Annotated in this window: 29 protein-coding genes and 1 pseudogene; 24 read left to right on the forward strand and 6 right to left on the reverse strand. The window is 41.4% G+C overall.

Going from position 1 to position 26,106, the window contains the following annotated elements; translation table 11 throughout:
• Nucleotides 1-349: 349 nt before the first annotated feature.
• From recQ to NSQ20_RS07900, 5 genes are all read left to right on the forward strand, one after another.
• Nucleotides 350-2,230 (forward strand): DNA helicase RecQ, encoded by a 1,881-nt coding sequence (gene recQ, locus NSQ20_RS07880; protein ID WP_036610632.1) that lies wholly within the window; start codon nucleotides 350-352, stop codon nucleotides 2,228-2,230.
• Nucleotides 2,231-2,832: 602 nt separating this feature from the next.
• On the forward strand, nucleotides 2,833-4,875 hold the full coding sequence (locus tag NSQ20_RS07885; protein WP_036610630.1) for a B12-binding domain-containing radical SAM protein: 2,043 nt from the start codon (nucleotides 2,833-2,835) through the stop codon (nucleotides 4,873-4,875).
• A gap of 306 nt (nucleotides 4,876-5,181) precedes the next feature.
• Nucleotides 5,182-5,511 (forward strand): DUF3024 domain-containing protein, encoded by a 330-nt coding sequence (locus tag NSQ20_RS07890; RefSeq protein ID WP_051447171.1) that lies wholly within the window; start codon nucleotides 5,182-5,184, stop codon nucleotides 5,509-5,511.
• Nucleotides 5,512-5,649: 138 nt separating this feature from the next.
• Nucleotides 5,650-6,294 (forward strand): DUF3885 domain-containing protein, encoded by a 645-nt coding sequence (locus tag NSQ20_RS07895; protein WP_076327217.1) that lies wholly within the window; start codon nucleotides 5,650-5,652, stop codon nucleotides 6,292-6,294.
• A 115-nt stretch (nucleotides 6,295-6,409) separates the two neighbouring features.
• A complete protein-coding gene (locus tag NSQ20_RS07900) occupies nucleotides 6,410-6,889 on the forward strand; it encodes a hypothetical protein (RefSeq protein WP_340019698.1) in 480 nt (159 codons plus the stop codon).
• A gap of 51 nt (nucleotides 6,890-6,940) precedes the next feature.
• On the opposite strand, the gene NSQ20_RS07905 is transcribed toward NSQ20_RS07900, so the two are convergent.
• A complete protein-coding gene (locus NSQ20_RS07905) occupies nucleotides 6,941-7,543 on the reverse strand; it encodes a hypothetical protein (protein ID WP_340019699.1) in 603 nt (200 codons plus the stop codon).
• A 239-nt stretch (nucleotides 7,544-7,782) separates the two neighbouring features.
• Here NSQ20_RS07905 and NSQ20_RS07910 point away from each other — a divergent pair, with 239 nt between their 5' ends.
• The 3 genes from NSQ20_RS07910 to NSQ20_RS07920 are packed head-to-tail and all read left to right on the forward strand — an operon-like array spanning nucleotide 7,783 to nucleotide 9,392.
• Complete coding sequence (locus NSQ20_RS07910) at nucleotides 7,783-8,349, forward strand: histidine phosphatase family protein (protein ID WP_340032218.1); 567 nt, start codon at nucleotides 7,783-7,785, stop codon at nucleotides 8,347-8,349.
• A 55-nt stretch (nucleotides 8,350-8,404) separates the two neighbouring features.
• Nucleotides 8,405-8,755, forward strand: coding sequence for a hypothetical protein (locus tag NSQ20_RS07915; protein WP_340032219.1), 351 nt, complete (start codon nucleotides 8,405-8,407; stop codon nucleotides 8,753-8,755).
• A gap of 46 nt (nucleotides 8,756-8,801) precedes the next feature.
• Nucleotides 8,802-9,392 carry a chemotaxis protein gene (locus NSQ20_RS07920; protein WP_340032220.1) on the forward strand — a complete coding sequence of 197 codons (591 nt, stop codon included), beginning with the start codon at nucleotides 8,802-8,804 and terminating at the stop codon, nucleotides 9,390-9,392.
• Nucleotides 9,393-9,428: 36 nt separating this feature from the next.
• Here NSQ20_RS07920 and NSQ20_RS07925 read toward each other — a convergent pair whose 3' ends face one another.
• Complete coding sequence (locus tag NSQ20_RS07925; RefSeq protein WP_340032221.1) at nucleotides 9,429-9,800, reverse strand: hypothetical protein; 372 nt, start codon at nucleotides 9,798-9,800, stop codon at nucleotides 9,429-9,431.
• Nucleotides 9,801-9,960: 160 nt separating this feature from the next.
• On the opposite strand from NSQ20_RS07925, the gene NSQ20_RS07930 reads away from it, so the two are divergent.
• The 4 genes from NSQ20_RS07930 to NSQ20_RS07945 all read left to right on the forward strand — a co-directional run bounded on the left by NSQ20_RS07930 (nucleotide 9,961) and on the right by NSQ20_RS07945 (nucleotide 12,584).
• A complete protein-coding gene (locus NSQ20_RS07930; protein ID WP_340032222.1) occupies nucleotides 9,961-10,254 on the forward strand; it encodes a hypothetical protein in 294 nt (97 codons plus the stop codon).
• Between the two features lie 136 nt (nucleotides 10,255-10,390).
• Nucleotides 10,391-11,431: an iron-siderophore ABC transporter substrate-binding protein gene (locus NSQ20_RS07935; RefSeq protein ID WP_036669341.1), complete on the forward strand. Its 1,041-nt coding sequence runs from the start codon at nucleotides 10,391-10,393 to the stop codon at nucleotides 11,429-11,431.
• 1 nt (nucleotide 11,432) lies between these two features.
• On the forward strand, nucleotides 11,433-12,209 hold the full coding sequence (locus NSQ20_RS07940; RefSeq protein ID WP_036610604.1) for an IucA/IucC family C-terminal-domain containing protein: 777 nt from the start codon (nucleotides 11,433-11,435) through the stop codon (nucleotides 12,207-12,209).
• A gap of 45 nt (nucleotides 12,210-12,254) precedes the next feature.
• On the forward strand, nucleotides 12,255-12,584 hold the full coding sequence (locus NSQ20_RS07945; RefSeq protein ID WP_036669343.1) for a hypothetical protein: 330 nt from the start codon (nucleotides 12,255-12,257) through the stop codon (nucleotides 12,582-12,584).
• A 774-nt stretch (nucleotides 12,585-13,358) separates the two neighbouring features.
• On the opposite strand, the gene NSQ20_RS07950 is transcribed toward NSQ20_RS07945, so the two are convergent.
• The 4 genes from NSQ20_RS07950 to NSQ20_RS07965 form a co-directional block, all read right to left on the reverse strand.
• Nucleotides 13,359-13,994: an ATP-binding cassette domain-containing protein gene (locus NSQ20_RS07950; RefSeq protein ID WP_036669344.1), complete on the reverse strand. Its 636-nt coding sequence runs from the start codon at nucleotides 13,992-13,994 to the stop codon at nucleotides 13,359-13,361.
• A gap of 19 nt (nucleotides 13,995-14,013) precedes the next feature.
• The gene (locus NSQ20_RS07955) at nucleotides 14,014-14,760 is read right to left on the reverse strand and encodes a hypothetical protein (protein ID WP_036610592.1); all 747 of its coding nucleotides are present in this window, start codon (nucleotides 14,758-14,760) and stop codon (nucleotides 14,014-14,016) included.
• Nucleotides 14,757-15,704 carry a YydG family radical SAM peptide epimerase gene (locus NSQ20_RS07960; RefSeq protein ID WP_036611077.1) on the reverse strand — a complete coding sequence of 316 codons (948 nt, stop codon included), beginning with the start codon at nucleotides 15,702-15,704 and terminating at the stop codon, nucleotides 14,757-14,759. Before NSQ20_RS07960 ends, NSQ20_RS07955 begins: the two co-directional genes overlap by 4 nt.
• A gap of 271 nt (nucleotides 15,705-15,975) precedes the next feature.
• Complete coding sequence (locus tag NSQ20_RS07965; protein ID WP_036669347.1) at nucleotides 15,976-16,104, reverse strand: epipeptide YydF family RiPP; 129 nt, start codon at nucleotides 16,102-16,104, stop codon at nucleotides 15,976-15,978.
• A gap of 303 nt (nucleotides 16,105-16,407) precedes the next feature.
• Between NSQ20_RS07965 and NSQ20_RS07970 the strand changes: the two genes are divergently transcribed.
• From NSQ20_RS07970 to NSQ20_RS08025, 12 genes and pseudogenes are all read left to right on the forward strand, one after another.
• The gene (locus NSQ20_RS07970) at nucleotides 16,408-18,129 is read left to right on the forward strand and encodes a helix-turn-helix domain-containing protein (RefSeq protein ID WP_036669350.1); all 1,722 of its coding nucleotides are present in this window, start codon (nucleotides 16,408-16,410) and stop codon (nucleotides 18,127-18,129) included.
• 330 nt (nucleotides 18,130-18,459) lie between these two features.
• On the forward strand, nucleotides 18,460-19,065 hold the full coding sequence (locus NSQ20_RS07975) for a hypothetical protein (RefSeq protein ID WP_036669352.1): 606 nt from the start codon (nucleotides 18,460-18,462) through the stop codon (nucleotides 19,063-19,065).
• Between the two features lie 144 nt (nucleotides 19,066-19,209).
• Entirely contained in the window at nucleotides 19,210-19,701 is a 492-nt protein-coding gene (locus NSQ20_RS07980) for a GNAT family N-acetyltransferase (RefSeq protein ID WP_036669356.1), read from the forward strand.
• Between the two features lie 343 nt (nucleotides 19,702-20,044).
• Nucleotides 20,045-20,494: a hypothetical protein gene (locus NSQ20_RS07985; protein WP_340032224.1), complete on the forward strand. Its 450-nt coding sequence runs from the start codon at nucleotides 20,045-20,047 to the stop codon at nucleotides 20,492-20,494.
• A 95-nt stretch (nucleotides 20,495-20,589) separates the two neighbouring features.
• Nucleotides 20,590-20,820 (forward strand): hypothetical protein, encoded by a 231-nt coding sequence (locus NSQ20_RS07990; RefSeq protein WP_074094081.1) that lies wholly within the window; start codon nucleotides 20,590-20,592, stop codon nucleotides 20,818-20,820.
• Between the two features lie 83 nt (nucleotides 20,821-20,903).
• The gene (locus tag NSQ20_RS07995) at nucleotides 20,904-21,539 is read left to right on the forward strand and encodes an AAA family ATPase (protein WP_340032227.1); all 636 of its coding nucleotides are present in this window, start codon (nucleotides 20,904-20,906) and stop codon (nucleotides 21,537-21,539) included.
• Nucleotides 21,540-21,643: 104 nt separating this feature from the next.
• Complete coding sequence (locus NSQ20_RS08000) at nucleotides 21,644-22,018, forward strand: hypothetical protein (protein ID WP_340032228.1); 375 nt, start codon at nucleotides 21,644-21,646, stop codon at nucleotides 22,016-22,018.
• A gap of 17 nt (nucleotides 22,019-22,035) precedes the next feature.
• Nucleotides 22,036-23,934, forward strand: a complete 1,899-nt coding sequence (locus NSQ20_RS08005) for a serine hydrolase domain-containing protein (protein ID WP_340032230.1) — start codon at nucleotides 22,036-22,038, stop codon at nucleotides 23,932-23,934.
• Nucleotides 23,935-24,264: 330 nt separating this feature from the next.
• Nucleotides 24,265-24,510: pseudogene (locus tag NSQ20_RS08010) on the forward strand (WXG100 family type VII secretion target); the annotation flags it as partial.
• 27 nt (nucleotides 24,511-24,537) lie between these two features.
• A complete protein-coding gene (locus tag NSQ20_RS08015; protein WP_340033075.1) occupies nucleotides 24,538-25,488 on the forward strand; it encodes a WXG100 family type VII secretion target in 951 nt (316 codons plus the stop codon).
• Between the two features lie 12 nt (nucleotides 25,489-25,500).
• Nucleotides 25,501-25,794 (forward strand): hypothetical protein, encoded by a 294-nt coding sequence (locus tag NSQ20_RS08020; RefSeq protein ID WP_338708093.1) that lies wholly within the window; start codon nucleotides 25,501-25,503, stop codon nucleotides 25,792-25,794.
• Between the two features lie 78 nt (nucleotides 25,795-25,872).
• Nucleotides 25,873-26,076 (forward strand): helix-turn-helix transcriptional regulator, encoded by a 204-nt coding sequence (locus NSQ20_RS08025; protein ID WP_338708094.1) that lies wholly within the window; start codon nucleotides 25,873-25,875, stop codon nucleotides 26,074-26,076.
• The last annotated feature ends 30 nt before the right edge of the window (nucleotides 26,077-26,106 follow it).

Genomic DNA, 26,106 nt, shown 5'->3' on the forward strand with positions numbered 1-26,106 from the left:
TTGTAAAGTTGTGAGGTATAGTAGCTTCAACAGATGAATGGGTACGGGTACACTAACGTGATATGAGTGTGTCGGTTGTGAATAAAAGTTTACAACAATCGTTTTGTCCAACTAGGGCAGGACGGTTGTTTTTATTTTAATGAAGAAGCTTCAAACGTTTTACAGTAAAACGCGGTTGCTCATTCGGGGCTGGGCCGTTAAACTAAAGGGAGCGGCGTTTGCTTGACGGACAAGTCATGAGAACGCCATTTTGTTGTCAAGGATGCGGGATATGAGCCGCTTTCGGATGTCAGAATCGGATCGGACCAAGCTGGTGGAAAAACACCGGTGATAAGTAAGGAGTCTTTACATGAGTGTGCAAACACCTACATTAGAAGAAGCGCAGGGTCTCCTGCAAAAATATTATGGCTACCCCGACTTCCGTGAGGGACAGAAAAAGATCGTAGCCAGTCTGCTGGAACGTGAAGATACGTTGGGTATTATGCCAACTGGGGGCGGTAAGTCGATCTGTTATCAGATCCCCGCTCTGTTATATTCGGGTCTGACGCTTGTTGTCTCCCCGTTGATCTCATTGATGAAGGACCAGGTCGATGCGTTGACGACCGCCGGAATTGCTGCCGCGTATATTAATAGTACACTTAGCGGCAAAGAAGTGAATGATCGCATCCGCGCGGCGCAGCGCGGTGAGCTGAAGTTGCTTTATGTCGCGCCTGAGCGACTGGAGCTGGATTGGTTCCGCGAGGAGATGGGCTATTTGCCGATCTCTTGCGTTGCCGTGGATGAGGCCCACTGTGTATCGCAGTGGGGGCATGATTTTCGGACAAGCTACCTGGCGGTAGCGCCGTTTGTGGACAGTTTGCCGGAGCGGCCGGTAGTTGCGGCCTTTACGGCGACAGCGACGCCCGAGGTCATGGGCGATATTCTGCGGTTGCTGCGTTTGCAGGACCCGCAGACATATGTGACCGGACTTGGGCGGGATAATCTGGCGTTTAGCGTGCTGCGCGGCGAGAGCAAGAAGGACTTTGTCCTGAATTATGCGCGCGAGCATGCTAGCGAGCCGGGCATTGTGTACGCCGCGACTCGTAAGGACGTGGACGATCTGCATCAGCGTTTGTTGCAGGCGGGATTACCCGCAGGACGCTACCATGCTGGCATGACGGACGATGAACGGTCCCAGAGCCAAGAAGCTTTTTTGTACGATGATATCCGAGTGATGGTGGCGACCAATGCGTTTGGGATGGGGATTGATAAGTCGAACGTGCGTTACGTTATTCATAACAGCATGCCGAAAAATATGGAGGCATACGTGCAGGAAGCCGGACGTGCAGGCCGGGATGGAGAGCCAAGCCAGTGTATTCTGTTATTCGGGGCACAAGACATTATCACCCAAAAGTTCCTGATTGAGCAGAATCCGATGGACGGCGACCGCAAACAAAATGATTACCGGAAGCTGCAACAGATGGTGGATTACTGTTACACAACGCGTTGTCTGCGCAGTGCGCAGCTGGATTATTTCGGTGAGGTGCATGACGATACACCTTGCGGTACTTGCAGTTCCTGTACGGACGACCGCGAGTTGGTAGACATGACGATTGATGCACAGAAAATATTCAGCTGCATTCACCGGATGCGTGAACGGTATGGTGTATCGCTGGTCGCTTCGGTGCTCAAAGGCTCCCGTGCCAAAAAGGTGCTTGATTATGGATTCAACTCTCTGCCAACCTACGGCGTGATGGGTAATCGGACAGAACGTGAGATTTCGGAGATCATCAACGTGATGGTATCCGAAGGATATCTGATGCTGTCCGAGGGACAGTATCCGGTCGTTCGTCTGCAACCACTTGCGGTGGAAGTGCTCAAAGGCCAGCGTGAAGTGATGCAGCGTGTTGTCCGCAAGACAGCGGCAACGGCTTCGGGTACGAACTACGGCGGACGTCGTGGTCGCGATGCCATGCCATCTGCGGTCAACGAGACCGTATTTGAACAGCTTCGTCTGATCCGGCGAGATCTGGCGGCGAAAGAGCATGTGCCATCGTACATTATCTTCAATGATGCGACCCTTCGTGAGATGAGTGTGGTATGTCCACAGACAGAACGTGACATGCTGGATATCAAAGGGGTCGGTGAGGTCAAGTACCGCAAGTACGGACTGCCGTTCCTGGAGTTTTTCCAGAAGCAATCGGGCGAAGAAGTGGATACAGATGATGATGCGTTTTACGAGTATGAGTGAGTATGATCAATTATGAGCGAGTTTAGCTGGCGTTATGGAGTGAGAATTTTTTTGCATTCGCCATTTCAAGTCTTGAAGTTCATGACACGTAAAGCTTAATTGATCAAAAAGTTGATGGATATGCTTCATACAAGTCGATGGTTCGTCCATGATACGGGGGAAGCGTTCGGCAGGAGGTTCGAGGCTAAAGCCTAAAGGCTCAAGGCAGTAAAATGTGGATATCGAATTGTGGATGGAATGCGAATGAGGTCTTTTACAGGTTGAAGTTGGTTGTCTTGTCTCTGTAGAGTGGACAAATGGTGGCGAATTGTCTTTCAAAGGGTGGACATTGGCGTTAGAAATGGCTAACCTTATCGTATACATCATGTAGTATTATCATGTGTGTTTCATACTGTATGTTGTGGTTTGGGTTTGGCGGGGTGTATATGTCTTTTTGAAAAGAGTGTCCACTCTTTGAAAGACAAAAGTTGGATATGTCCTTGAGACATGGAATGGCTAGTTCAAAAGAGGTTTAGATGAACAGCATCCGGGGCAGGATGGCTGTGCAGCTTTCCTTTTATCAAAAAAATATGGTCTGGGTGTCCAGGCAAAGGTTGTGAACCATGAAGGTTATTCTTTCTACATTAAATGCAAAGTACATCCATACCTCTTTGGCCTTGCGATGTCTGAAGGCGTACAGTGAGAAGGATTTTGATATTGACCTGGCGGAGTATACGATCAAGGACCCGGTGATGAATATTGTGTCTGATCTGTACCAGCGCGGCGCGGACGTGATTGGTTTCTCTTGTTACATCTGGAACATTGAAGAGACGATCAAGGTCATTGATAACCTGAAAAAGGTTATGCCGAACGTGAAAATTCTGCTGGGCGGGCCGGAAGTGTCCTACGACACGGAATATTGGATGAACCGGATTCCCAATGTGGATTTCATCGTGATGGGTGAAGGGGAAGAGACGCTGCATCAGCTTTTGATGGAGCTGGAAGGAAGCAAGAAGTTCCACTTTGTCTATGGACTGGCATATCGCAAAGGGGAAGAGGTCATTCTCATGCCAGGACGCCCGAAAGCGGATCTGAACGATCTGCCATCACCGCACCGTTTTGATGAGGATATCCCGGAGCTTGGGAAACGGGTTGTTTATTTTGAGACCAGTCGGGGCTGTCCGTTCAGTTGTCAGTTCTGTCTGTCCAGTATAGAGGTCGGCGTGCGCTATTACGATATTGAGCGGACGAAGTCGGACATTCTGTACCTGATTGAGAAGGGCGCAAAGCTGATTAAGTTTGTGGACCGGACGTTCAACATCAAGCGGGATTATGCGCTCGAAATGTTCAAATTCCTGATCGAGAATCATCAGGGGACGGTGTTCCAGTTTGAAATTACGGCGGATATTATGCGTCCCGAAGTACTGGACTATCTTGCAGAGAATGCGCCGCCGGGCACATTCCGGTTCGAGATCGGGGTTCAGTCCACGAATGATCCGACCAATGAACTGGTGAAACGTCGCCAGAACTTTACCAAGCTGAGCCGGACCGTGAACAAGGTAAAAGCCAGCGGGAAAATCGACCAGCATTTGGATCTCATCGCCGGACTGCCGGAGGAAGATTACAATACGTTCCGCAAAACGTTTAACGATGTGTTTGCACTGGGGCCGGAAGAGCTTCAACTCGGATTCCTCAAAATGCTACGTGGTACAGGTCTGCGTCTGGATGCGGAGAAGTATAACTACACATACATGGATCACGCGCCGTATGAGATTCTGGGCAGTGACGTGTTGCCGTTCAGTGACATCGTACGCCTGAAGCGGCTGGAGGATGTGTTGGAGAAATACTGGAACGCACACCGGATGGACCATACGCTGAAGTATCTGATGGAGCAGGAGTTCAACTCGCCGTTTGATTTCTTCCAGGCGTTCGGGGATTACTGGGAAGGTCAGGGTTGGCAGAAGATTGGTCACCAACTGGAGGATTTGTTCACTCGTCTGCACAGCTTCCTGGAGTCGCGGAATACGCCGCATATGGATATCGTGCTTGGCCTGATGAAGCTGGACTATTTCCTCGGTCACAAATACAAACCACGCAAAATCTGGTGGGAAGATCCGCTTCAGAAAGACCAGTGGGCGGGTTATATGAAAACGTTGGCTGAACGTCCAGAAGACGTTCGACTGCCACGTGTTGCCGGCGCCGCAGGCACGGCTTGGTTGGAAAGCAGCGGCACGGGTGCGAGTGTCGCTGCGGGAAGTTCGGCTGCTGCCGGAGAAGACTCTGCCGCAGATGCGGCGGGTGTGATCGGCAGCGAAGTCGGGGATGCAGCGTCGCTCACTTCGGGCGACGCAACAGGGTCCGCCGCGGATGGAGCGGCGGACATGGTGGACGGCAACGCTTCGCGTGCGTTGCCGATGACCTCGGCCATGACCGCACAGACGGTCATGGGTGCCCGTGCTTTCGCCGACCTTGGTCTCGGCGAAAAGGAACTGCAGAAGCACACCGTATTGGATGTGCTTCCGTTCCGGCTTGAGCGTGTGCTAGCTGGCGCCAGCCCGCTTGCCGCGAAAGGCCGGACGCTGCTGGTCGTTGTGTACCAGCAGCACGAAGGGCAGCAGGCGCAGTATTACACGCTGCCGCTGGGAGAAGAAGCCGCTGCTATGTAGGTGCAGCGGCCTGAGATAAGCTACATGGCTAATTGGTGCCATGTAGCAGGATGAAGCATCACGACTATACGGTCGTGATGCTTTTTTTCGTGCATCGCGGCTTTGTGCTCGTGATGCTACCAAGGTGGGCACCGCGATCATTGACGCGGTGCAACCCCATTGGGCGCAGCACCTCACCCTCACGTGGCTTGCTATTGCACAAGCCGCGCTCCGGTTTACCTTTTACAAGTAAAGCATCATTTAAATCGGAGAAATCAACATGATATAATCTAAGCAAAACAGATCAAGGCAGGGGAGTTCGAGAGCATGGATGATTTTACGAAGAAGCGGATTCAAAAGATTATGGACCATTACACCGAGAATGCTGTACCCGAGCATGTGAAAAGTCAGATGAAGATTAGTTATAAAATCAGAGGTAACCATGTGACATTGATTGAAGAAAGACAAGCCTTTCAAAGCGATAAATGGGTACAATTGCCGGTAGCACAATTCAGAATGGATGAGAAGGTATGGAAAGTGTATTGGCAGGACAGTAAAGGAAAGTGGCATTACATCGATGATATCGATCCGAACGAAGATTTTGAAACACAGCTCAAGATCGTGGACGAAGGTCATAACGGAATGTTCTGGGGTTAATTTTTCTGAAAAGGCGTTGGGGGGTTGATTAACCCAATTAATATTAAAAGATCTGAATATAATACCGCAAACCTTTGAAGAGACGGATACCTTCTTTAAGCTGGTGCTCATCTTTAAAGTGAATTTGGAGGCCACAGAATGGACCTGAAGACGTACCTGGCAGAGCATTTTCCAAACCTGACCTTAGAAGCGCCTCTTTTTTATAATTGGGATGTTGCAATACGATTCGAACTTGGCAATCCTCTGATGTTTGGAATGAATATGGAGCATTATATGGAACAAGTTTATCATCGATCACTTGAACTATTTAAAGCTCTTCATGATCAAGAAGATGAAGTCCTATTAATAACTCAAGCATATTTTGCAGATAAGCCTAAACACAAAGTGAAGAAAATGAACCTGTACAGAAAATATATCAAGAAGAAAGGGCCGATTAGAGCCTTAAGCCTTGATATATTTCCAGGTCAGGATTGTGAACCGGATGACATCCTAGACCCAAGGAGCAACATGTATAGGTACTGGACTAAATGTAGAGTTGAGAACTTGAAATATAATCAGTTAATCAAAGCTATATGTAATCATGATGTTGGAATTAAGCCAAAGATTTATCATAGGGTGTATTTCATTAATATAAGTAAGAAAACGATATTTCATATTTATGATGATAGAGGTTGCGATGTTATTTCAGCATCAAAAGAAGCACTAACGGATATCTATACAGAATATAACGATTGGATTTTAGATTATGATAGGGACAGAATTAACAATATATTTATAGGATAATGGGGTGGATGATCCAAGGAAGTTCCCAGATGTTGATCGCACAGGGGTAATGTATTATTTGAAACACAGGTTTGAAAAGAATTTTAAGAGTGTTCCGATGTAAGGAGTAAGGATTATGGATAAAAAAGAAAAGAAGTTTATTATTGCTATGATTGTACTTGCTGTAGTTGTATTAGGAGCTATATGGTACCTAAAAGTAGGCTATCTATTAAAGAAACCGGAGATGCCCGAAGCAAATATTGCTATTCAGACTCAAATGGTGGATGGTGGTGCGATCAGTTTACGAAATGCTGATTACACGGAAAATCAAATCAAGGTTGGATATGAAGTGAAAGGGTTCAGTTTGGAGGAATATAATATTGTTTGTGAGCTTTATCATGATGGACATTTGATTTCAACTTCTGGCTCAACAGGTGGAGGTTTGATAGAACTGGACGAAAAGCATTATTACTTCATTGGTCATGAGAATATAACTGAAATGAATCTTCCTGAAGCTATACATCTAAACGTGGAGATTAAAGTGATACCCAATGATTTTAGACAAAAATCGATAACTTCATCATTTGACGTAAGTCTTGATAAAGAAGTGCAATAGATTGAAGGGGGCAGTTATGTCTGCAAAGTTCACGGTTGTTTGATGAAAACTTTAATTCAAATGGTACTTCACCATAACGGAGTCACGGAAAGTTTCGTATTCTGATAACGCTTGTGCAGTGGAGGATTGAGGTAAACTATATTGAGTTATCCCTTCAAGGCTGAATTTGCCTAGGTTATAGTTGATTAATCCATAATCACCAAAGGTGTTTTTCATCAAGAAAAGCACACTTTTATCACCCTTCTGTAGTTCTACATAGTCATCAACTGTATATTTGACGTCTCCTTCCAGGCTAACGGGTTCAATGATCTTCAATTCGTTCTGATCTGAAGGGAAATCTTCGGGTTTCTTCAATATCTTTTCAATCTTAATATTTGTATTGGTGTGAAAGGATTGCATGGTCCCATCATCAAATGCAGTAATAACATGCTCTCGATCTCTGAAATCTTCTGTTACATAACCAATAACGATGAGTTCAGCAAACGCATCCAGCTTATCTATTTCATGAAATATTAAAGAGTTGGCTGAAAGGTTGACGACTTTATGAACGGGCACGTTCGGTTTCGATTGACCATTTGCGTAAGCGATTGCAGCAGCAGAGATAGCCAGTACGAATAAAGAGATTAGTACAACCTTCCTTTTGAAAAAAGACATGATCTCATCCTCTCCGTTAGATTTAACTTCTTTTGAAAGCATCTTGCTTCATTTCTACTATACACATATCTGAAAATTATTGTAAATTAAAATGTCTAGCAAATTATCAATCCTGAATTAATTCAGAATCTAAAATATGGTGGCACCATGTAATTGATCTTTGGAACGAAAAGACAAAATATGTTGAAGGACCTAAAGCGTGACCATAAAATTGATAAAAGAAATTCAAGGAGGGTCCTATGAAGACCATCGTTTATATGGTAAGGCATGCGGAGTCATCGTATACGGAAGGAACGGAAAGAACGAGGGGGCTTACTCTGGAGGGCAAGATGAATGCAGAACGAATAACGGAAATATTAACGAATGAAGGAATACATTCCATTGTCTCAAGTCCTTATGCCAGGGCTATTCTGACCTTAGAGGGTGTGGCAGCAGCGTTAGAATTAGATATTCAGATCATGGAGGATCTGCGGGAAAGGCATTTTTCAGATGATATGATTGCGGATGAAGAGTTTGAGCCTGCTTCGAAGAAGATGTTCGATGACCCGGATTATGCATTGCCAGGAGGCGAGTCGAACACGGTTTGCCAGAATAGAGCAGTGGGCGTGTTGAAACAGATTTTAGAAGAATACAAGGGTAAAAAAGTGGCGATCGGCACACACGGACATGTAATGACGTTGATGATGAATTACTTTGATTCGAGTTACGGATTGGATTTTATGAATCAAACCAAGAAACCGGACATTTATCGACTACAATTTGACGAGATGGAATTAGAGAACGTGACAAGGCTATGGAGCGAATGAAAGTGAGTAAGCGAGAACGCTTGTTCATAATTTTGGTTACAGGGGAGTGATTCCAATGACGTTACAAAACTTGTTTCTTGGAAAACCAACGAAACTATGGAATGAGAGAATGATTGAAGGCGGAGATGAGCTTTTCACAGAAGAGAGATTACTCATGTCTGATCAAGCCCTAGATACATATTTGCACCAATTAATAGCATTACAAGAAACGCAAGATTCTGAGCGCATGATGAAGGCTATAGAAGAAGTTGTGCTTAAGTTTAATGAAATGAATGAGGCCAATGGTTACTTTATCGAGACGATGGAACGTGAAGAATTGGCTGATTTTATAGACAAGGCGGCTAGACTGGCTGGATTAGACATCCAGGAGGATGAAGACATTACGGAAGAATGGAGAGAGTGGTAATTCGGCAGAACAGTGTTTTCCAATTTTAATGATAAGGGTGATCAATATGGAACGAGGACTCATTATATTTTTGAACGGAACGTCAAGTTCGGGGAAGACAAGCATTGCGATGGAAATGAAAAATCAGGGAGACATTCCGTTTCATCATCTATCTGTAGATCAATTTCTTCATAATTATGATCAATTTATCGATACTACATATCCAGATATGATACCAACAAGAGAAGTAGAGCACCATGTCATGACAGATATCCTGTTCGACCCGATCAATTCGTTGTACTGTGCAACCATTAAACTGTTTTCGGAAATGGGTTTGAATGTCATCGTGGATACGGTCATCAGCAATGACAAGTGGTTTAACGGTTTTTATGATTTACTATCGGATTATCCGATATTGTTTGTAGGCGTGCAGTGCTCAAAAGAAGAACTCACCAGAAGAGAGCAGAGCAGGGGAGATCGAGAGATTGGACTTGCCCATTCCCAGTTCGACTACATCTACTCCTATGATGAATATGATCTGGAAGTGAATACGGAAGAGCTTAGCTCAGCTGCATGTGCGGAAAAAATATTAAGTTATATGAAGTCTGATCAGGAATACTTGGCATTTAAGAAATTAAGCAGAAGAGACCGAAGTTGATTGTGTCAGATAATATGATATCCATTCCAATGAAAGTTAGGGATTTGGCCAAATCTTTTTCTTAGAGTTGCCAGGACCTAATAAGTAGATTTCATCAACACTCCCATAAGTATTAGAAAATGAAATTGTGAAGTCTTTACTACCACCGATAGGAAGTTTACTGCCTTTAATCTGAATGAATAATGAATTGTTATGATGTGAGAGGTAGTAGCCGTGATATCTGCTAATACTGTCTGCAAATCCACCTTTTATAGTAATAAGCTCAGGAGAAACTTCAGTTCTCGTAACCATTGTCTCGTCAGGATCGACAACCTTGTTCAACATATAAAATCCAATGATAATAGGAACAACGACAATAATAACTGCGCTAACAATAATGCTAAACTTCATGTTTGGTCGCATACTCATGATTCACCTCATAATTAGATGATATGAATCGATGTCTCAATACTCATTGGGCATCGATTTATTGTATTTAATCAGAACAGAATTCTACGTTTAGAAATATTAGGCTCATTTAAATAATATACTAATTCATTTTTTTTGTAGAGATAGGTGGAGGTTACCGATGGAAATAAACGCTATGAATCCGGAAGATCATATCCAATACATGTTACAGTCAATCATTGAAAAGACACAATCCATTATCAACGATACTGGTAAACAATCCTTCGGCTCTTTAGATTATTTCTTGGAGCACATTATAGCGTATCGGGATGAACAACAATACATGTCTAACGAGTGGCATATCCGCACACCGCGCTGGCTAGGGGAGTATGGAAATACGCCGGAGGAAGAAGAGCTTCTTTCAGACATTTACCGACTGCAAGCATATATCACTGAAACATTAAAGGGCGGATAAGCGGCTTACGATGTCGCATTAGTCCGGCTCAAATGTCGCAAAAGTACATGGTAACGCGATGCGGAGATCGTTTATACTCTCTTTATGTTTCGATAATGAAAATCATTATCAGTATTATACATAAGGGGGATTCATCATGAATCAAGGAACAAAGAGGCAGGCTGCCGGAAGCAAGGCATATGCTGCTCACAAATCACGATTATTCATGGGCTTGATGTTGGCCCTTATTCTTGTCCTGACGGCTTGCGGTGCCGCAACAGGTACAGATAGCGGTAAACAATCTGGGGCAACGCCAGCGGAGACAGCTGCGAATGCGGAAACGCAGACGGACGGAGCTTTTCCCGTAACGATCACACACATGAAGGGTGAGCTGACGCTAAACGAAAAACCACAGAGAATTGCAGTCCTTGATGTTAAGTTTCTGGATCAAATGTTAGCGGTTGGTGAGAAGCCGGCTGGCAGTGTTATCGCTGGAGGTAATACCGATTATCCAGAATACTTAGGCGATCAGCCGAGTGATGTACAGGTTCTGGGTACACGGGACGAGCCTAATCTGGAAGCGATTGTAGCCTTGGACCCGGATCTGATTATTATGACGGATTTCCAGGAGAAGCAGTATGAGAGTGTAAGCAAAATTGCACCTACTCTCGTACTGGACTTCTACGAAGACTGGCGTGATACGTTAGCCACAGTTGCTAAGATTACAGATAAGCAGGACGAAGCGGAGAAAGTGCGTACAGCCTATGAAGAGAAAGTTGCTGGACTGAAGGCTAAGCTGGCGGAGAAGATGGGCGATGAAACGGTAGCTCTTATTCGTCCGAGAAAAGAAGGCATTCGTGTTCATGGTATCGAGCATCGCACAGGCGGCATTCTGTATCAGGATTTGGGTTTGAAAATGCCTGCACTTGTTGAGGGAATCAAGGATGATACTTCTGTTGAGATCTCGATGGAGAAAGTCCCTGATATTAAGGCAGATCGTTATTTTGTGCTGTCGGATGAGCTGTTTGCGGCAGAGGCAGAGGCTATGTTAAGTAATCCCGTGTGGAAGTCCCTTGATGCTGTGAAAAATAACCGCACGTATGACGTTAACTCAACATTGTGGATTGCATATTACGGACCTCTTGCGATTAATCTTATTGTAGATCAGGCATCGGAAGCCCTGCTCGGATCGAATTAATATGAACCCATATCTCTCGACAGACTTATGGAAAGAGACAGTGGAGGATTATTCGATCTTGCTCGGTGAGCCACCTGAACATAGTGTCCGTACCATTGCTCTAAGTGAGTTGCATGACGAAGCGGCATGCCGAGAGTACATCAGCTGGTTTCAGGAGTACATCGATGCTCCTGACATGAAGGTTGCCGCTTCCATGTTAGCCAAGCGAATTGGCTATCTGTGGACGGCTCCGCTGGTGACCGCGATGACTTTTCATCATCAGCATGTTTCGTTTCAGCTGGAGAACAGCTTTCTCTATCATCCGGCGCTCTCAGATCATGAGGGCGGCACACGATTTCCTTTTCTAGCGGTGAATGGACTTCAGGCTGAAGGACTAACGGGAGACAGGGCAGTGTGGCGGGAAAAGGTGGTCGAGGAGATGTTTGCAGTACAACTTACACCGCTGTTAAAGACGCTTGCTGCGATTGCGCCACTTTCGATGAGTATTCTCTGGGAGAATATCATGGTACGTATCGGCCGACTATTCGCTCCTGATGAAGCCGAGACTGAGCAGGAAAGTAAGATCATTCGAGAGGACTTTTCATATCTGACGCAGGTGGCATCCGGGGAAGTGTTTGGTGAGAGGAAGAATCCGTTAACCCGCTTCACCGATTGTAAGGACAATGTGCATGTTGCCAAAAGCGAGCGAATTACCTGCTGTTTCTATTACCAGATGTCAGGCGAATATTGTCTCAAATGTCCGAAAATTGACAATGAGAAAGAATCTCAACTAAAATGACAACAGCAACAAATTTACCTTTGCTATTGTCAGGAGATGAGAAAAATGCCGCTGCAAGAACAGACAAGTCTATGGAGTGATACGGCGATCAAGATGCTTGACGGGTATAGCGGTACTTTGCAGACAGGTAGCGTTTTACACGAAACGGAATTAACTTCAAATGTGCTGCTGCTGGCATATGGAGGGGAAGGGGAGCTTGCAATGGATGGCGAGGGTTGCCACATTGGAGCTTCTTTTGCTTGTCATGTGGTGAAGGGATCATCCTTTACGCTGACGGCCAGATCAGTTTCGGAGAGGAATCACAGCAGAAAACTGTTAGGGTTCAGAAATACGCAACCTTTATGTTTTGATGGGACTATCCATATAATGGTGTAAAAAGAGTTGATATCAGATTGCCACAAAGTCCAGCTTGTACATCAACTTTTTAGTCAATTCCAAGCTTTAACCAACGTTTGTTCATCAGTTTACTTATCAGAACACTCATTACAAATAAGATACCATTATAGACAATAACCGTTAATACATTACTTAGAGAAATGAAATTGCTCCCTTGTACAAACACTTGGTCAATATGGGAATAAAGGAGATTCGAAGCGTCGAATACAGCAACATATGTTAATTTATCAGAACTAGCTACTAAAACGACACCTAATATCCAGTATAAGATGCTTAAACCAATACTCATCAAGATGTTAGATGAAAGCAAACTGATTGTCCCAATAATGAGGATATATTGTGTGACTACAGACGTCAACAAAAACACCATAAGAAAAAACAGGCTAAAATCCTTGTACATCATAGATACAAATGAAAGTAATATTGTAATTAAAATAAGCGATTCCATAAAAAGTACAGCAACTTTATTCAAAAAAAATCTAAGACTGTCATACGATAATAATCTATAAAACAGAATGGTTTTATTAGAGTATTCTTTATTAACGAAGAATGCAATGATAAACGAGAACATTAAAAATCCAAATTGAGTAAACACAGTATACGTACTGAAGAGATACTCTCGATAACTTAGAGATGTAACTTTATCAATTCCAATAGGAAGGAACCAACCGATTAAGAACGACAATACAAAAATAAGTGCCAGAAACATAAATACTTTATTAAATAGGCTTTTTGCAAATTCAATCATAGTCACTAGTCCTCAATATATATTTTTATTAGTTGATCTTTGTCCTCGTATTGCACTAGTTTTTTGTCTTGAAAGAGGAAGTACCTTCCCTCGATGTTTTTGAGATCTGATAAATTGTGAGTGATGTTTAATATGATTTTGTTTGAATGCTGCTTGCTATAGATATTAAGAAATTGGTGAATCTCATTGACTGTTTTTTTATCAAGAGAATTAGTGATCTCGTCCAGAATGATAATCTCTTTATTTTCTAAAAGAAATGATACCAGCTTAAGCTTCTGTTTCTGTCCATCACTTAAATTTTTAATGAGAATGTTGGATGGTATATTTTCAATATTCAATAAATCACTAAGCTGATCCAACATCATCCGATCATATCTTTTAATTAATATCTTAAAAAGCAATTTTGCGGAAATATCTTCAGGTATATTAGAATAACTTGAGATTACGGTTAGATTTGAGGATAGTTGTTTCGGGAAAAAACCGCTCTTATTTAGAATAAAGTCTTTCGCCAATCTGGATTTCCCCACACCGTTCTTCCCTACAATATGGTTGACACTCCCTGGTTGAAAATGTAAATGTGCGTGATCAAGCAAGAGATTATTTTTGATTCTTAACGTATAGCCACTTATATCTAAAACCATGGCATGAATTCCTCCTCTTTTAAAACCACAATAATACTGAACGTATAGCTAGTAAAACTCCAATAATCTGAATTATTTTAATAATCAAATGATTTTTCTTAGAGTTTTCAAATTCATCTTTATTTAGGAGTGTAAGTAAAATTTTATATCCATCAGAGTTCAACACGGGGATCACATTCCATAATAATGCTAAAAAGAAGAAAATATATGATACCGACAACATATCCATTTTCAAGAATAACGTATTGATGATCTGGAACGTTAAAATAATGAATAAATTTATGTAAATACCTGCTGAATGAACAATGAGCTTTTCTTTTTTGGATAACATATAAATATCGTTTAGTTGAACATAAAAAGAAGGAAAAACATAAAAGTTCATTTTGAATCCAACTTTATTATGCTTCCGCCCAAAAAAATTCATGGATTTTATGTGGCCTAGCTCATGAATAAAGACATTAAAAATCATGTAAGAAGCAAAAATGAAATAGTTTTTCAGGTTATGTTCAAACCCAGGGAATTTATAACCGAAAAAATGAATAAAATAAAGATTAGACACAAGTAGTATTAAAAAAATTGTGATATAAATGGTGAAATTCACAGAATTAATTTTACTCTTATATTCGGTCAACTGCTCCTTTAAAGTTTCATTTAAATGGATAATACTTGTCTTATAAAATTCTTTTTTGCACTTATCTTTAACAAAGACTTCGTTTTCTACAAAAATTTCATATTCTTCGTTTTCAAACGTAAAACACTGCTTCATACCATATTCTCGTAGTAATTCATCATATATGGTGTTAACAAATCAATATTCTCTTCCGTTTTAAATAAAATATTGCAAATGTTACATATTGATGAAAATTGTTCCGGAATTTTAATATGATTAAATTCAGGGTTGCTCTGAACTATATCAATAAACCATTTAAACCCTTCCTTTCTCATAATGTAAAATAGAAGATTGGCGTTTAATTTTTCAATGGTTCTGTCAAACGTTTGATCCATACTTTCTCTCAAATGCAATTTGGTATCAAATACCGCTGGCGAGCAACAAGGATATATTTGACCATCAAAATGATACACGACTTCAAATCCAGGACAATGCAAACTCCTTTCGTTACTGAGTTTATAAATATGTTGAAAGCTGTCCGGTTCTTCATGTTTTGCTTCTCCAACTGGCATGAGTGGGAACTTTGTCACTCTGATCCCAAGCAAAGATTCTCCCATATATTCTAATATACGATTAGACATTTTACTTTTTGTTACAGCCATATTTAGCGCCACGCTCGTATTAGAGAAGTCTCTGCTACATTCCAGTATATTTTTAATGGCGTCTGCTTTAACGTATGGTTCATGAAATTCATCATAACTTATTGTTAGATTGGTCACATTGTAATACTCCATGTCGTTAAAATACTGTTCTGTTTTTTTTCTACTCATACCCCAAAAGCCGTTACTAATAAGGGTGATTCTCTTCTGATGAGGTTTTATAATTTCTAATAGCTCTTGTAAAAATGGATAGTTCAAAAAAATTTCTCCACCTGTGAATGAAATCAAGTTTACTTTTTTATTTTCAGCCAATTCATGGGCAAGTTGTCTTATGTAATTTGGCTCCATAGACTGAGTCGAGGCTGGAGAACAAGAAAAGCAGCAATGAGCGCAGGCTGCGTTACATTTCGCTCCCAGGTTTATGACCGCATTGTTATACATGAACATTTCCTTTCTACCGTTCTTAAATGAAGTGAGATGTAAAAGCGTTATTTCATACACAGTCGCTCGAAATTCCTACTAAATAATTCCTAATAAAGTAGCCAGACCCCATAATTAGTGGTTGGCAGTCTTCAGGCGCAAATTGTGCCAGAGCTCACATGAGTAATTCCCGTATGTATCAAAATTGATGAAGAAGCTTGGAGCTTTAGATGACTCAACCACTAATTTGAGTTTTAGCTTTTATGGAATTCACAGATTCAGAAAAGACATTTTACTTGCTTCCGCCTCCTGAACCTACAATCCAAGCACCCTCTCCAGATCTGACAAAATACCACATATCATTAACTTTAGCCAGTTTCTCCGATTTAGAAATCAATTCTTTAATCTCTAATTTTTTCATATGTATTCACCTCCTTCTAATTACCACCATTATACATGTAATTGTTATACAGACAAGTTAAAAATATGTGAAACCTATTAAATGATTGGATACTGCTGGGGATTAACGAGACTTTGATCAACATTGCTGAATCTTCGCCTAACAACTGAATATTCGTTTCCCTCATAGTGTTCTGACCATTGCTTTGCCTGAGCTGCATGACGAAGAGGTGTGCCGAGTCCGAAAATTGACAATGAGAAAGAATCTCAACTACAATAACAACAGCAATGATTATGCCTATGTGATTGTCAGGAGATGAGAAAAATGCCGCTGCAAGAACAGACAAGTCTATGGAGTGATACAACGATCAAGATGCTTGACGGGTATAGCGGTACTTTGCAGACAGGCAGTGTTCTTAGCGAAACTGAATTAACTTCAAATGTGCTGCTGCTGGCATATGGAGGGGAAGGGGAGCTTGCAATGGATGGCGAGGGTAGCCACATTGGAGCTTCTTTTGCCTGTCATGTGGTGAAGGGATCATCCTTTACGCTGACGGCCAGATCAGAGGACATTCATTATATTGTCATTATGTACAAGGCTTCTTCCATAGAGGGTGCCTCTCTTGTTGTGCCTTCATATCGCAAGCACCCGCTGCGCAGGTCATTTGTTCAAAACTCGGCAACCCATGCGGAATGGATCGAAAACGCCGAAAAAATCGTTGTCAAATGGCGCCGCGGTGAAGGACTGGAACGTTTCTATGCCAACGCTTTGCTTCAAGGAATGATCTACGAGCTGATCATGGAGTATGAACGGGGTCAAGGGGGAGCGGAGTCCGACATGGTGGATGTAGTCGCTTCTTATATCACATCGCACTATCGTCAAAACTTGGAGCTAAAAGAGCTGGCAGCCCTGGCGGGCTGTAGTGTAAGACAGCTGCAGCGACGATTCAAACAAGAGAAGCAGCTTGGACCGATGGAATACGTCATTCAGCTGCGTATGGAAAGTGCCTCACGCATGCTGCGTCATACGGATGCGTCCATTGGGGAAATTGCTGAAAAAATGGGCTACCGCGACATGTATTATTTCAGTAGGGCATTTAAAAAATATAATGGCGTCCCACCGCTACATTACCGGCATGCCGCCGCTTCGAGAAGAGATGCAGACTATGCGAATGCTTTGCTGCAACATCGCACAGCTTCTTCCTATGAATCAGCCGAAGGCCCGGTCATCTGCCATATGCGCGGGGAGTACACCGTCACCGAAATAGCACAGCGTATAGCTGTCCTCGATGTGCAATATGCTGATCATTTGCTTGCACTGGGCTTGTCTCCGGTAGGAAGTGTCGGACTTGGAAGTAGCGTGTTAACGTTCCCTCAATCACTCCGGTCAGGACTCCAGCATACAGCATTACTTGGTACGTATGAATACCCCGATCTCCAGGCGGTAGAGCGACTTGCACCGGATCTGATTATTTGCACCGAGGTGCATGATCAGCACCATGAACTGTTAAGTGGAATCGCTCCAGTACTCATGTTCAAGCGTAACGAAAACTGGCAGACCATTCTAAGTCTGTTCGGTGAACTGACAGGCAAGCGAGCAGAGGCCAAGCAGATTATCGCGGATTATCATCGCCGAACAGCTTTGCTATCCGAGGAATTGTCCTCCGTACTGGCAGGAAAAAGTGTGGCATTGATTCGTCCACTCGATTCCCTCGTGCGCGTCCATTCTGCTGCTCATCGCACAGGCGCTGTGTTGTACCGGGATCTGGGTCTGCCCGTTCCGTTATTTGTGGCAGATACCACCGACACGGCCTATCATATCTCGGTTGAGAGATTACCTGCAGTACAGGCTAGCCACTACTTTTTGCTGAGTAATGAGTTTATGCAGGATGGGATATCTGCGACCGAGCAACGTGTCTGGGGGATGCTCGATACGGATGAAGGCCAGCACATACACTCGGTCGATGCCGCAACATGGATCGGTTGTTATGGGCCGACAGGTATTAATGGGATAGTGGATCAGATTGAACAGGCGTTGTTGGCTTGATAGGTAGTTGCTGGCGCTAGCCCGCTTGCAGCGAAAGTTGGTACGCTCTACCTTTTTTAAAGTTGATATGTTCCAAATGCATCGGAAGGTCGTCGGATTCCCCATGGGATAAAGAAGGGCCTTTTTGTTTTATTACTATACGGAAGGTTCCACTGCATACTCGCGTCCTGTACAACCCTGCATATATTCAGCGTATTCAAAGCCTATTGGATCGATTGGATAAGGGGTTGAGAAAACTAATAAATCTCCCTTATTAGCCAATTCACCTTCGCAATTGTAACAATATGGGTTATCATATACGTAGTTCAGGCACAAGTAGGAGGTGACTTAATGAGAAAAAATATTGCAATAATCATACTAATGGTTGGATTGGTAATAAGCATGTACTTCAACTATCAATTCAAAGCGTACAAAGATAATCAAGAAGTTGAATACACGGTTAAACTAAATCATGGAACTCAAATGGGTATAAAAGAATCAATCTTTAATTTAGATAATGTGATAAAAAGCTTAGAGGACGGCTCTTCGAAGGAAACAGTCATACATGCCTTAGGAAATGTGGCGGTATCTTTGAAAGTTGGTGAAGAATCATTTGTCTTTCTGAAATCCGACTTCAGGGAAGATCAATTATCATCAACTTATTTAATCTATAATGTGTTTAGAGATATGTATACGCATATAAGAGTAGAAATCATAGGCGAAATTTTATCGAATAAGATATCGCTAGAAAAAGAATCGAGAAATCAACTGATTAAGGATATTGGAGTGCTTAAACAAGATTTGGAGTATATTGATAGTCAATTTAACGAGGATATTCTGAAAGAACAAAGTCCTAAGTGGATTGAAAACAGATGGAAAGAGTTAATTGGAGAGATTGTAAATCGAAATACGGATTATAAGTTATATGAAAGAATGAAAATGAAATACAATCTATAATGAGTTCGTGAGAGACTATGGATATAGGCGGATAACCCCGCACCAACTAACTGTGCTCATGTAGCAGCACCCTTTCGGGTGCTTTTAAGCCGGTGGTGGGTTAGCATCTACGAAACGACATCAAACCATAAGGAGGCCAATTACGTGATTAGATTGTGTAAAAGCATGGATACGGATGTAATGTATCAGATTATTAATGATGCAGCAAAGGCATACAAAGGAGTAATTCCTGACGATAGGTATCATGAGCCTTATATGACATTGGAAGAGCTAAAGTGCGAAATGAACGATGGTGTAGTATTTTGGGGGTTTGAAGAAAAAAATCAATTATTAGGAGTTATGGGAATTCAAGATAAGGGTGATGTATGTTTAATTAGACACGCATATGTACGAACAAACCAACGGAATAGCGGAATAGGTACGAAGCTTTTAACTCATATGGTGGCTTTAACAAATAAACCGATCTTAATAGGGACATGGGACTCAGCTGAATGGGCTAAGAAATTTTACTTAAAGAATGGTTTTAAACTGGTAGCACCTGATGAGAAGAAAAAGCTATTAAATACCTATTGGAATGTTCCAGAAAGACAAATTGAGACCTCTGTAGTCTTATGCGATAGCAAGAGGGCCACTTGAAAAATTTCAGAATATACAAGTTCAAATTAAATTAGAAGTGGTTTCGTATAATATCATATTCCCGCGCAGGGGCTTGTGCCCCTTAATCTGCCCGTAATATTTCTGTGAAATGGATAAGCAGGTACATCCATTCCCTAAGATAAGGCTATCTAAAGGGGGCGTCGTGATGCTGGAACATTCCAAAAATTAATAAATCAAAACGAACCTATATTTGAAAGCAAACAGCTAGACAATAACTATTTAAAAGGACTTAGGAAATATTCACGGATTAGATTAGCGATTGCACTTGAACTTGCAAACACGGATCTCAAAAATGAAGAGAAAAATTAAAGGAGTTTCCAAATTGAAAAATCAAAAGCGTTCAATGATTTTAATATTTCTTTTAATAATAGTAGCTCTAAGTGGTTGTATTTCAAGCAGTGTAAAGACGGATGAAACTGTTGAGGATGGGTTGAACATAAACTCGATATCAATTGGACTGGGAGGGAGCGAAGAAGATGAAGGAATAACAGTCGTAACATACAATTTCAATCTTCGGAATAGAACCAATACATCAATAATGCTAAAAACAGTTGAACCGATCTTAAGTAAGGATATTCAGGAGCGATTAATTGATAGGGATATTAAATTGGATATAAATATGAAAATTGATGGTAATAGCTCGGAAGCACTGACAGGTACTTATAAATTAGATACAAAAGGGCTTGATAAAGAAGGAATAATCAAGTTAAACATTGATGTTAAAGAGTTTAATATAGCAATTGAACAAGTTTTAGGAATAAACGAATCTTAAGGATCATCAATATCGGTAATCAAAGTGTTAATGTGTTGGTCAGCTTCCTTTATGCTGTAAATCGTGGTGTTCCCTTAAAGGAGGATTTTAAAATAATGAGAAAACGGCATTCTATTGATAAAGCGGAGTGGTCAGAAACAAGAGAGAACCAGTATCATAAAGACTGCAAGGATATGGTATTTGCATTTGGCGATAGACTAATTGAAGTGGATGGCACGGTGTATTTGAAACGAAAAGAAGTCGAGATTAAGGTATTAAAACCGCTTAAACGAAAAACATTTTGGTATGAAACATGGCTAAAGATCAAAGAAATCTACAATACATAGTCTAATATGAAATTCAACATGATCGCTTAAGAGCCAGTGAAGGTTGATTAATCATTTGGTGAGTAATATCTGGAGGTAATTGAATGACGATAATTTGTCTCGAAGGTGCCAGTTCCGTAGGTAAAAGTACCACTTGTCAGCAGTTCGCTACACAATATGATGCATTTATTGTTCCAGAAACAGGGTTCCTTTTTGAATCTCCTCAACTTGAAGGTAAGGAACTTATGATGTGGTTACTGGAGAGACAAATCGATAGATGGCATATAGCATATGAGAAGAATCAACAACATGAGTATGTGATTTTGGATGGCGATGTATTTAAGATTTGGTACAGCTGGATATATGGTTATGAGCACCTATCTCTAGATGAAACAGCGAACTTTTTTAGAGAGAAGTTATTGAAGAATGAAATATCATTACCGGATGCTTATGTACTATTCTGGGCTGAAGAAGATGAGCTGCGCAAGCGAAAGGAGATGGATCAGACAAGATCCAGAAGAAATTTTGATAAACATCTGCGCATGATTGAACCTCAAATGAGATACTTCCATTATCTTAATGAACTGGTACCAGGATATGTAGGAATTCATAAAGCAGAGACTGTAGCAGATAATATACATCATATCGTAAAGCATAGCGAGACATTACCGGACATAAAAAAACGAGAGATCGAAATCTTTGATAGAGTAATTGATTTTTACAAGAGTACTACTCCTTAATCTTAGTGTGGCTTTTGATATCAGATCTCAAAGCTATTCTAGCTGTGTCTTGGATAACTGACCAAATACTGCGATCAAAGAAAAAGAAATATACGAGGTGCGTTATGGGCGTAAGAAAAAAATATAAACGTAAAATCGTTCGCTCCAATCTATTATTTTATTGGTATGTTGAACCGGATATTGACGATGAAGGAATAATCAAATTACATATCGTTTCTGAGGACAAGAAGTTAATCGTCACTTATGAAGTGGGACAACACAGTATTAAGAACAAGATCCCATTTATAGTCATCATCGGAGAAGAATTCGAAGGCTGGACGTTAGAATATATAGGATACAGAAGAGTACTAACACCGAAATGGAGCGATGAGATCATAACGCCAAAATTGATAGGTGAAATCATTGTTTGGTGCCTCTTGAAAGACAAAGGAATAAACATCGTGAATTGGAAAGGTGAACTTCTCCGACCTATCTCTTGAATGGAGTGTAATTGCATTTGAAAATAATTTGGAGTCATGTGGATTCTTCTGAAAACGCATACTCTAAAACAAGAGATGTAATTAACATTTCATATAAAAGGAGAGAAGAAATGCAGATGAATTGTAGACATCACACGGTAATCAAAGTAATTGCTTGTGTTCTGTCATTCATATTTATCATTATGGCAATAGCGGTACCTGCCCACGCTGAAGAGGAACAGGTGGAAACTACACCATCCAGGATTCCTTTATCCAAGTTAGAGGAAACGATTGATGCTTATGTTGCCTCGTATGAGAAGTATACCGCTGCCGTTGCGGTTGTGGCTATCAAAGACGGTGAAACCATTGTGAATAAGGCATATGGTTACGCAGATATTGAGAATCAGCGAAAGGCGGATACCTCTACTGTGTTTGAATGGGCTTCAATCTCGAAACTGTTGGTCTATACGAGTGTGATGCAGCTTGTCGAACAAGGAAAGCTTGATTTGGAGACGGATATCCAGGAATATCTGCCAGAGGGATTTTTCAAAAAGCTGAAATACGATGATCCGATTACTTTAATGAATCTGATGCATCACAATGCGGGTTGGGAAGATCAAACAGCGGCCGAGGTGTTTTATTACTCCGAGGATGAAACGTTAGAATTAGGAGAAACGTTGCGTAGAAATGAGCCGAAACAGATATATAAACCGAATAGCATAGTGGGTTATTCGAACTACGGCGTTGGTCTAGCTGGTTACATCGTGGAAGAGATAAGTGGCCAACCTTTTTATGAGTATGTCAATCAACATATATTTAAACCACTTCATATGAACGACACTTCAATTCATCCAACGGGGCAAGATCATCCAGACCTCGTACAAAGAAGGAATGAGATTGAAGGGTATACAAAAGATTTGAAACTGATCCCTGAGAACAGAGTATACGTAACCTTTTATCCTACAGGGGCAGCGATTGGGACAGCAGAAGATTTAGGCAAATTCCTTGCAGCGTTGATGCCTGTAGATGATAGCCATGTATTATTTAAGAACAGGGATACGTTAAACGAAATGTTGTCAACAAGTCTATATTATGACGGGACTTCTACTCCGCGATTTGCGCATGGGTTTGTTGAGATGGAATACTGGGTGCCTACACTGATGCACGAGGGGAATTTGAAAGCATTCTCCAGCAAAGTTGTCTTTGATCCCGAATCTAAATTTGGGATGGTCGTCATGACAAACCAGTCTTTTGAGGAAATTTATTATTATGGACTTATCAAAGAAATTTTTGGTGATAACGTCAATTCTAATAGAATTATTTCGGAGGGGGGAGGATATTTTCAATCCGCACGACGGGCAGCATCTAAATTTACTAATTTATTTACGGCTCTTGATATAAGGAAATTCACAAAAGCTGAATTAAGTAGTTCTTATCATGTTGTCGAGCATAATGGTGTTGTTGATAAAATTTCCTTTACTCCTTACATTGATTACTTGCCTATATCGAATGTAAAGGTAAACTTGATTAAAATATCTTTTATTCCTGCTTTGATTGCCGCCATTTTCACTTTAATTGCTTTGATCGGCTATGTAATCCGGATGCTTTTTAATAAACTAAATAAACGAAGAAATCCTAACACTAATTTTAATAAATATCATCTTGCAATTAACTTTGCAGGTGTGGCACTCCTTCTTAATCTTTTCATCCTACAAACGAAGTTGAAATTTCCAAATTATCCTGCTTATTCTTCGATACGGATCAATTTATTGTTTAACCTACTTTATGTGGTTCTAGCAGTGGCGTATCTTGGCTTGCTTATGTTCAAACTACGGAAGAACAATTACAGCAAAAAGCAAAAGGTGATGTACATCATGTCCGGCATCTCGGCTGCTATATTAGCTGCCTTTGTTGTGGGGTGGAATTTGTATGTTTAGATGGGCAGAAGCTAAATATAGATATTTCAAACATTACAAAGGCTTGCGGATGACTCCTATATATAAGTGATATTAAGTGAGGTCAATTACAAAGACATAAAGACAGCAGTTCCTTATCGGGACCTGCTGTCTTTAAATTAGTTGGACAAGTATATAAACAAAGTCAAAGGTAACAACAAAAATGATCAGGGCTCTAATTTAGATCCTTCACTGGCTTAGTGCTACAGGTATTTGACACAGTTAATAAATGAACGGTAAAATCCAGATATTCCCTGAATTAAGAAACTAAGTATTTCGTTAGTAGGTGTGAGGTATTCTATGACGAGAATTATGATTACGCCAGAGCAACTTTTCGCAATTAGTAAACAGTTCTATACAGCTTATACTACTCTTCAACACATGAATGAAAGTCTTCTACGAAGCATGACTGATATAGAAGCGAACTGGGATGGGAGTACTAGAGAAAGGTTCTACTATGATTTCAAGAAGTCACACCTTGTTATGACTGAAGTTGTCACACTTATGAGTTCAATATCAACTGTGTTACATAACCATGGAGAACGATTACTCCAAGCTGATCGCGAGTCGGAAGGGCAAGTAGACATGAACTGTTTACCACCCCCACCGAATGCTTGTGGCCCACAGGAAGGTGTAGACGATCGTAATGCAGTTGAGAAGTCTGTAGATAGTTTAAAAGAGCTAGGACAAGCATTTATACAATCGGCAGACGACCGATATCAGAAGAGATATGATAGTGTAGGCGGATTTCTGGATTACTGGACATTTGGTATTCCGAGTGGACTCGTAAACGGGTATGTTGATCGAGCTGACAAAGCTTTTGAGTCGCCTCAAGACACACTGAAATGGTTGACATTTGGAGTCCATGGAACGATTAGGGAAGCCGTTTTGCCTACAAATGCTTGGTCAAGTGAACATTGGGCAAGTATGCTTGGTACAGGTGGTATGGTATTAGGCGTCAGCTCTGTTTTCAAACCTAAGCTACATATCGATACCCCTGTCAAATACGATGGCGCGGTAGATTTTAGACAGATTCTCAGTGACGGACAACGCAATGAGCTTCCGCTTACGGATAACCAAAAGATTGAGATAAAGAGTTACTTGAACAAGCTTGATTTCCCCGAAGAAAATATCTTAATCGCACAACCTGGTTATTATGATACCTGGAATACAGGCATGATGTATAATCGCTTGGTCATCAATACGGATGTCTTACCAGCAGCAGCCCCGGGAGTAGGGACTTTGAGTGCGAATACACGCATTTCAATGAATGCTACACTAGCTCACGAGATTGTTGGGCACTATGAGGCTTCTATCGCAGGCAGATCGTTCCCACTTTATGATCTTCCTCCTGAAGTCATCAAAAGAAACTATGCTCTTGATGAGGCTCAGGCAAGTATCCGGGCAGCAAGGTTTGCTCCTGAACTCAATTCTACTGAACGGTATGCTTTATTGAGAGACGCGATGGTTAGACTTCGTAATGCCGATCTCAGAGTGCGAGATGTCAAAGGCGAGCTATTCATAGATCAGAGATAAGGAGGCCATACAATGGAAACTAAAATACTGTTTGGCGTGGGGTTAGTCTTCGATACTCCGGAATTCGGAACCATCGTTATGGGGGCTAATGAAGAGTTGGATGAACTACTTCCTTCAACAATCAAAGAGATGATCGGTAAACAGATTATCATCAAAAAAACGGATGGGGAAGAGCAAATATTTGAAGTTGTCTCTACTCAAATTAACCATTCTATAGCCGGTAAAAAAAATATCGGTATATGTTTGGGTAAAAGTATATCCCCAGACGAAATACCTGCGGGTTCAATCGTCTACTGTTATCCATGAGGAAAAATTGACAGTAGGTATACTTTGTTGAAGCTACATGGAGTGGCAGCATTCAATTCAGATATGAAGGGATACTAGATGATAAGTTATAAACCATTTCAAAAATTGTTGATTGACAGGGAGATTAAGAAGCAGGATTTATTGAGAATGACGGGGATTTCATCTGCAACGATGGCAAAGCTCAATACGAATGAATATGTATCGTTAGAGGTAATTGATAAATTAAGTACGGCATTGGAATGCCAACCTGGAGATCTTTTGGAACATCTAACAGACCAATGAAAGAATAGTATAAGAGGATGTTGGTTAACT

Origin of the sequence: Paenibacillus sp. FSL K6-1122 (assembly GCF_037977015.1) — a bacterium.
GTDB classification, from domain to species: Bacteria; Bacillota; Bacilli; order Paenibacillales; family Paenibacillaceae; genus Paenibacillus; species Paenibacillus amylolyticus.

Bases quoted from the DNA above. Each gene is read 5' to 3' on its own strand.
- NSQ20_RS07955 (WP_036610592.1), bottom strand. From the start codon at position 14,760: ATGAAGCAGTGTTTTACGTTTGAAAACGAAGAATATGAAATTTTTGTA.
- NSQ20_RS07975 (WP_036669352.1), top strand. From the start codon at position 18,460: ATGAGAAAAAATATTGCAATAATCATACTAATGGTTGGATTGGTAATA.
- NSQ20_RS08015 (WP_340033075.1), top strand. From the start codon at position 24,538: ATGAACTGTTTACCACCCCCACCGAATGCTTGTGGCCCACAGGAAGGT.
- NSQ20_RS08025 (WP_338708094.1), top strand. From the start codon at position 25,873: ATGATAAGTTATAAACCATTTCAAAAATTGTTGATTGACAGGGAGATT.
- NSQ20_RS07905 (WP_340019699.1), bottom strand. From the start codon at position 7,543: ATGTCTTTTTTCAAAAGGAAGGTTGTACTAATCTCTTTATTCGTACTG.
- NSQ20_RS07940 (WP_036610604.1), top strand. From the start codon at position 11,433: ATGAACCCATATCTCTCGACAGACTTATGGAAAGAGACAGTGGAGGAT.
- NSQ20_RS07890 (WP_051447171.1), top strand. From the start codon at position 5,182: ATGGATGATTTTACGAAGAAGCGGATTCAAAAGATTATGGACCATTAC.
- NSQ20_RS07895 (WP_076327217.1), top strand. From the start codon at position 5,650: ATGGACCTGAAGACGTACCTGGCAGAGCATTTTCCAAACCTGACCTTA.
- NSQ20_RS07900 (WP_340019698.1), top strand. From the start codon at position 6,410: ATGGATAAAAAAGAAAAGAAGTTTATTATTGCTATGATTGTACTTGCT.
- NSQ20_RS08020 (WP_338708093.1), top strand. From the start codon at position 25,501: ATGGAAACTAAAATACTGTTTGGCGTGGGGTTAGTCTTCGATACTCCG.
- NSQ20_RS08000 (WP_340032228.1), top strand. From the start codon at position 21,644: ATGGGCGTAAGAAAAAAATATAAACGTAAAATCGTTCGCTCCAATCTA.
- NSQ20_RS07945 (WP_036669343.1), top strand. From the start codon at position 12,255: ATGCCGCTGCAAGAACAGACAAGTCTATGGAGTGATACGGCGATCAAG.
- NSQ20_RS07950 (WP_036669344.1), bottom strand. From the start codon at position 13,994: ATGGTTTTAGATATAAGTGGCTATACGTTAAGAATCAAAAATAATCTC.
- NSQ20_RS07965 (WP_036669347.1), bottom strand. From the start codon at position 16,104: ATGAAAAAATTAGAGATTAAAGAATTGATTTCTAAATCGGAGAAACTG.
- NSQ20_RS07995 (WP_340032227.1), top strand. From the start codon at position 20,904: ATGACGATAATTTGTCTCGAAGGTGCCAGTTCCGTAGGTAAAAGTACC.
- recQ (WP_036610632.1), top strand. From the start codon at position 350: ATGAGTGTGCAAACACCTACATTAGAAGAAGCGCAGGGTCTCCTGCAA.
- NSQ20_RS07885 (WP_036610630.1), top strand. From the start codon at position 2,833: ATGAAGGTTATTCTTTCTACATTAAATGCAAAGTACATCCATACCTCT.
- NSQ20_RS07935 (WP_036669341.1), top strand. From the start codon at position 10,391: ATGAATCAAGGAACAAAGAGGCAGGCTGCCGGAAGCAAGGCATATGCT.
- NSQ20_RS07920 (WP_340032220.1), top strand. From the start codon at position 8,802: ATGGAACGAGGACTCATTATATTTTTGAACGGAACGTCAAGTTCGGGG.
- NSQ20_RS07910 (WP_340032218.1), top strand. From the start codon at position 7,783: ATGAAGACCATCGTTTATATGGTAAGGCATGCGGAGTCATCGTATACG.
- NSQ20_RS07970 (WP_036669350.1), top strand. From the start codon at position 16,408: ATGCCGCTGCAAGAACAGACAAGTCTATGGAGTGATACAACGATCAAG.
- NSQ20_RS07990 (WP_074094081.1), top strand. From the start codon at position 20,590: ATGAGAAAACGGCATTCTATTGATAAAGCGGAGTGGTCAGAAACAAGA.
- NSQ20_RS07925 (WP_340032221.1), bottom strand. From the start codon at position 9,800: ATGAGTATGCGACCAAACATGAAGTTTAGCATTATTGTTAGCGCAGTT.
- NSQ20_RS07915 (WP_340032219.1), top strand. From the start codon at position 8,405: ATGACGTTACAAAACTTGTTTCTTGGAAAACCAACGAAACTATGGAAT.
- NSQ20_RS07930 (WP_340032222.1), top strand. From the start codon at position 9,961: ATGGAAATAAACGCTATGAATCCGGAAGATCATATCCAATACATGTTA.
- NSQ20_RS07960 (WP_036611077.1), bottom strand. From the start codon at position 15,704: ATGTATAACAATGCGGTCATAAACCTGGGAGCGAAATGTAACGCAGCC.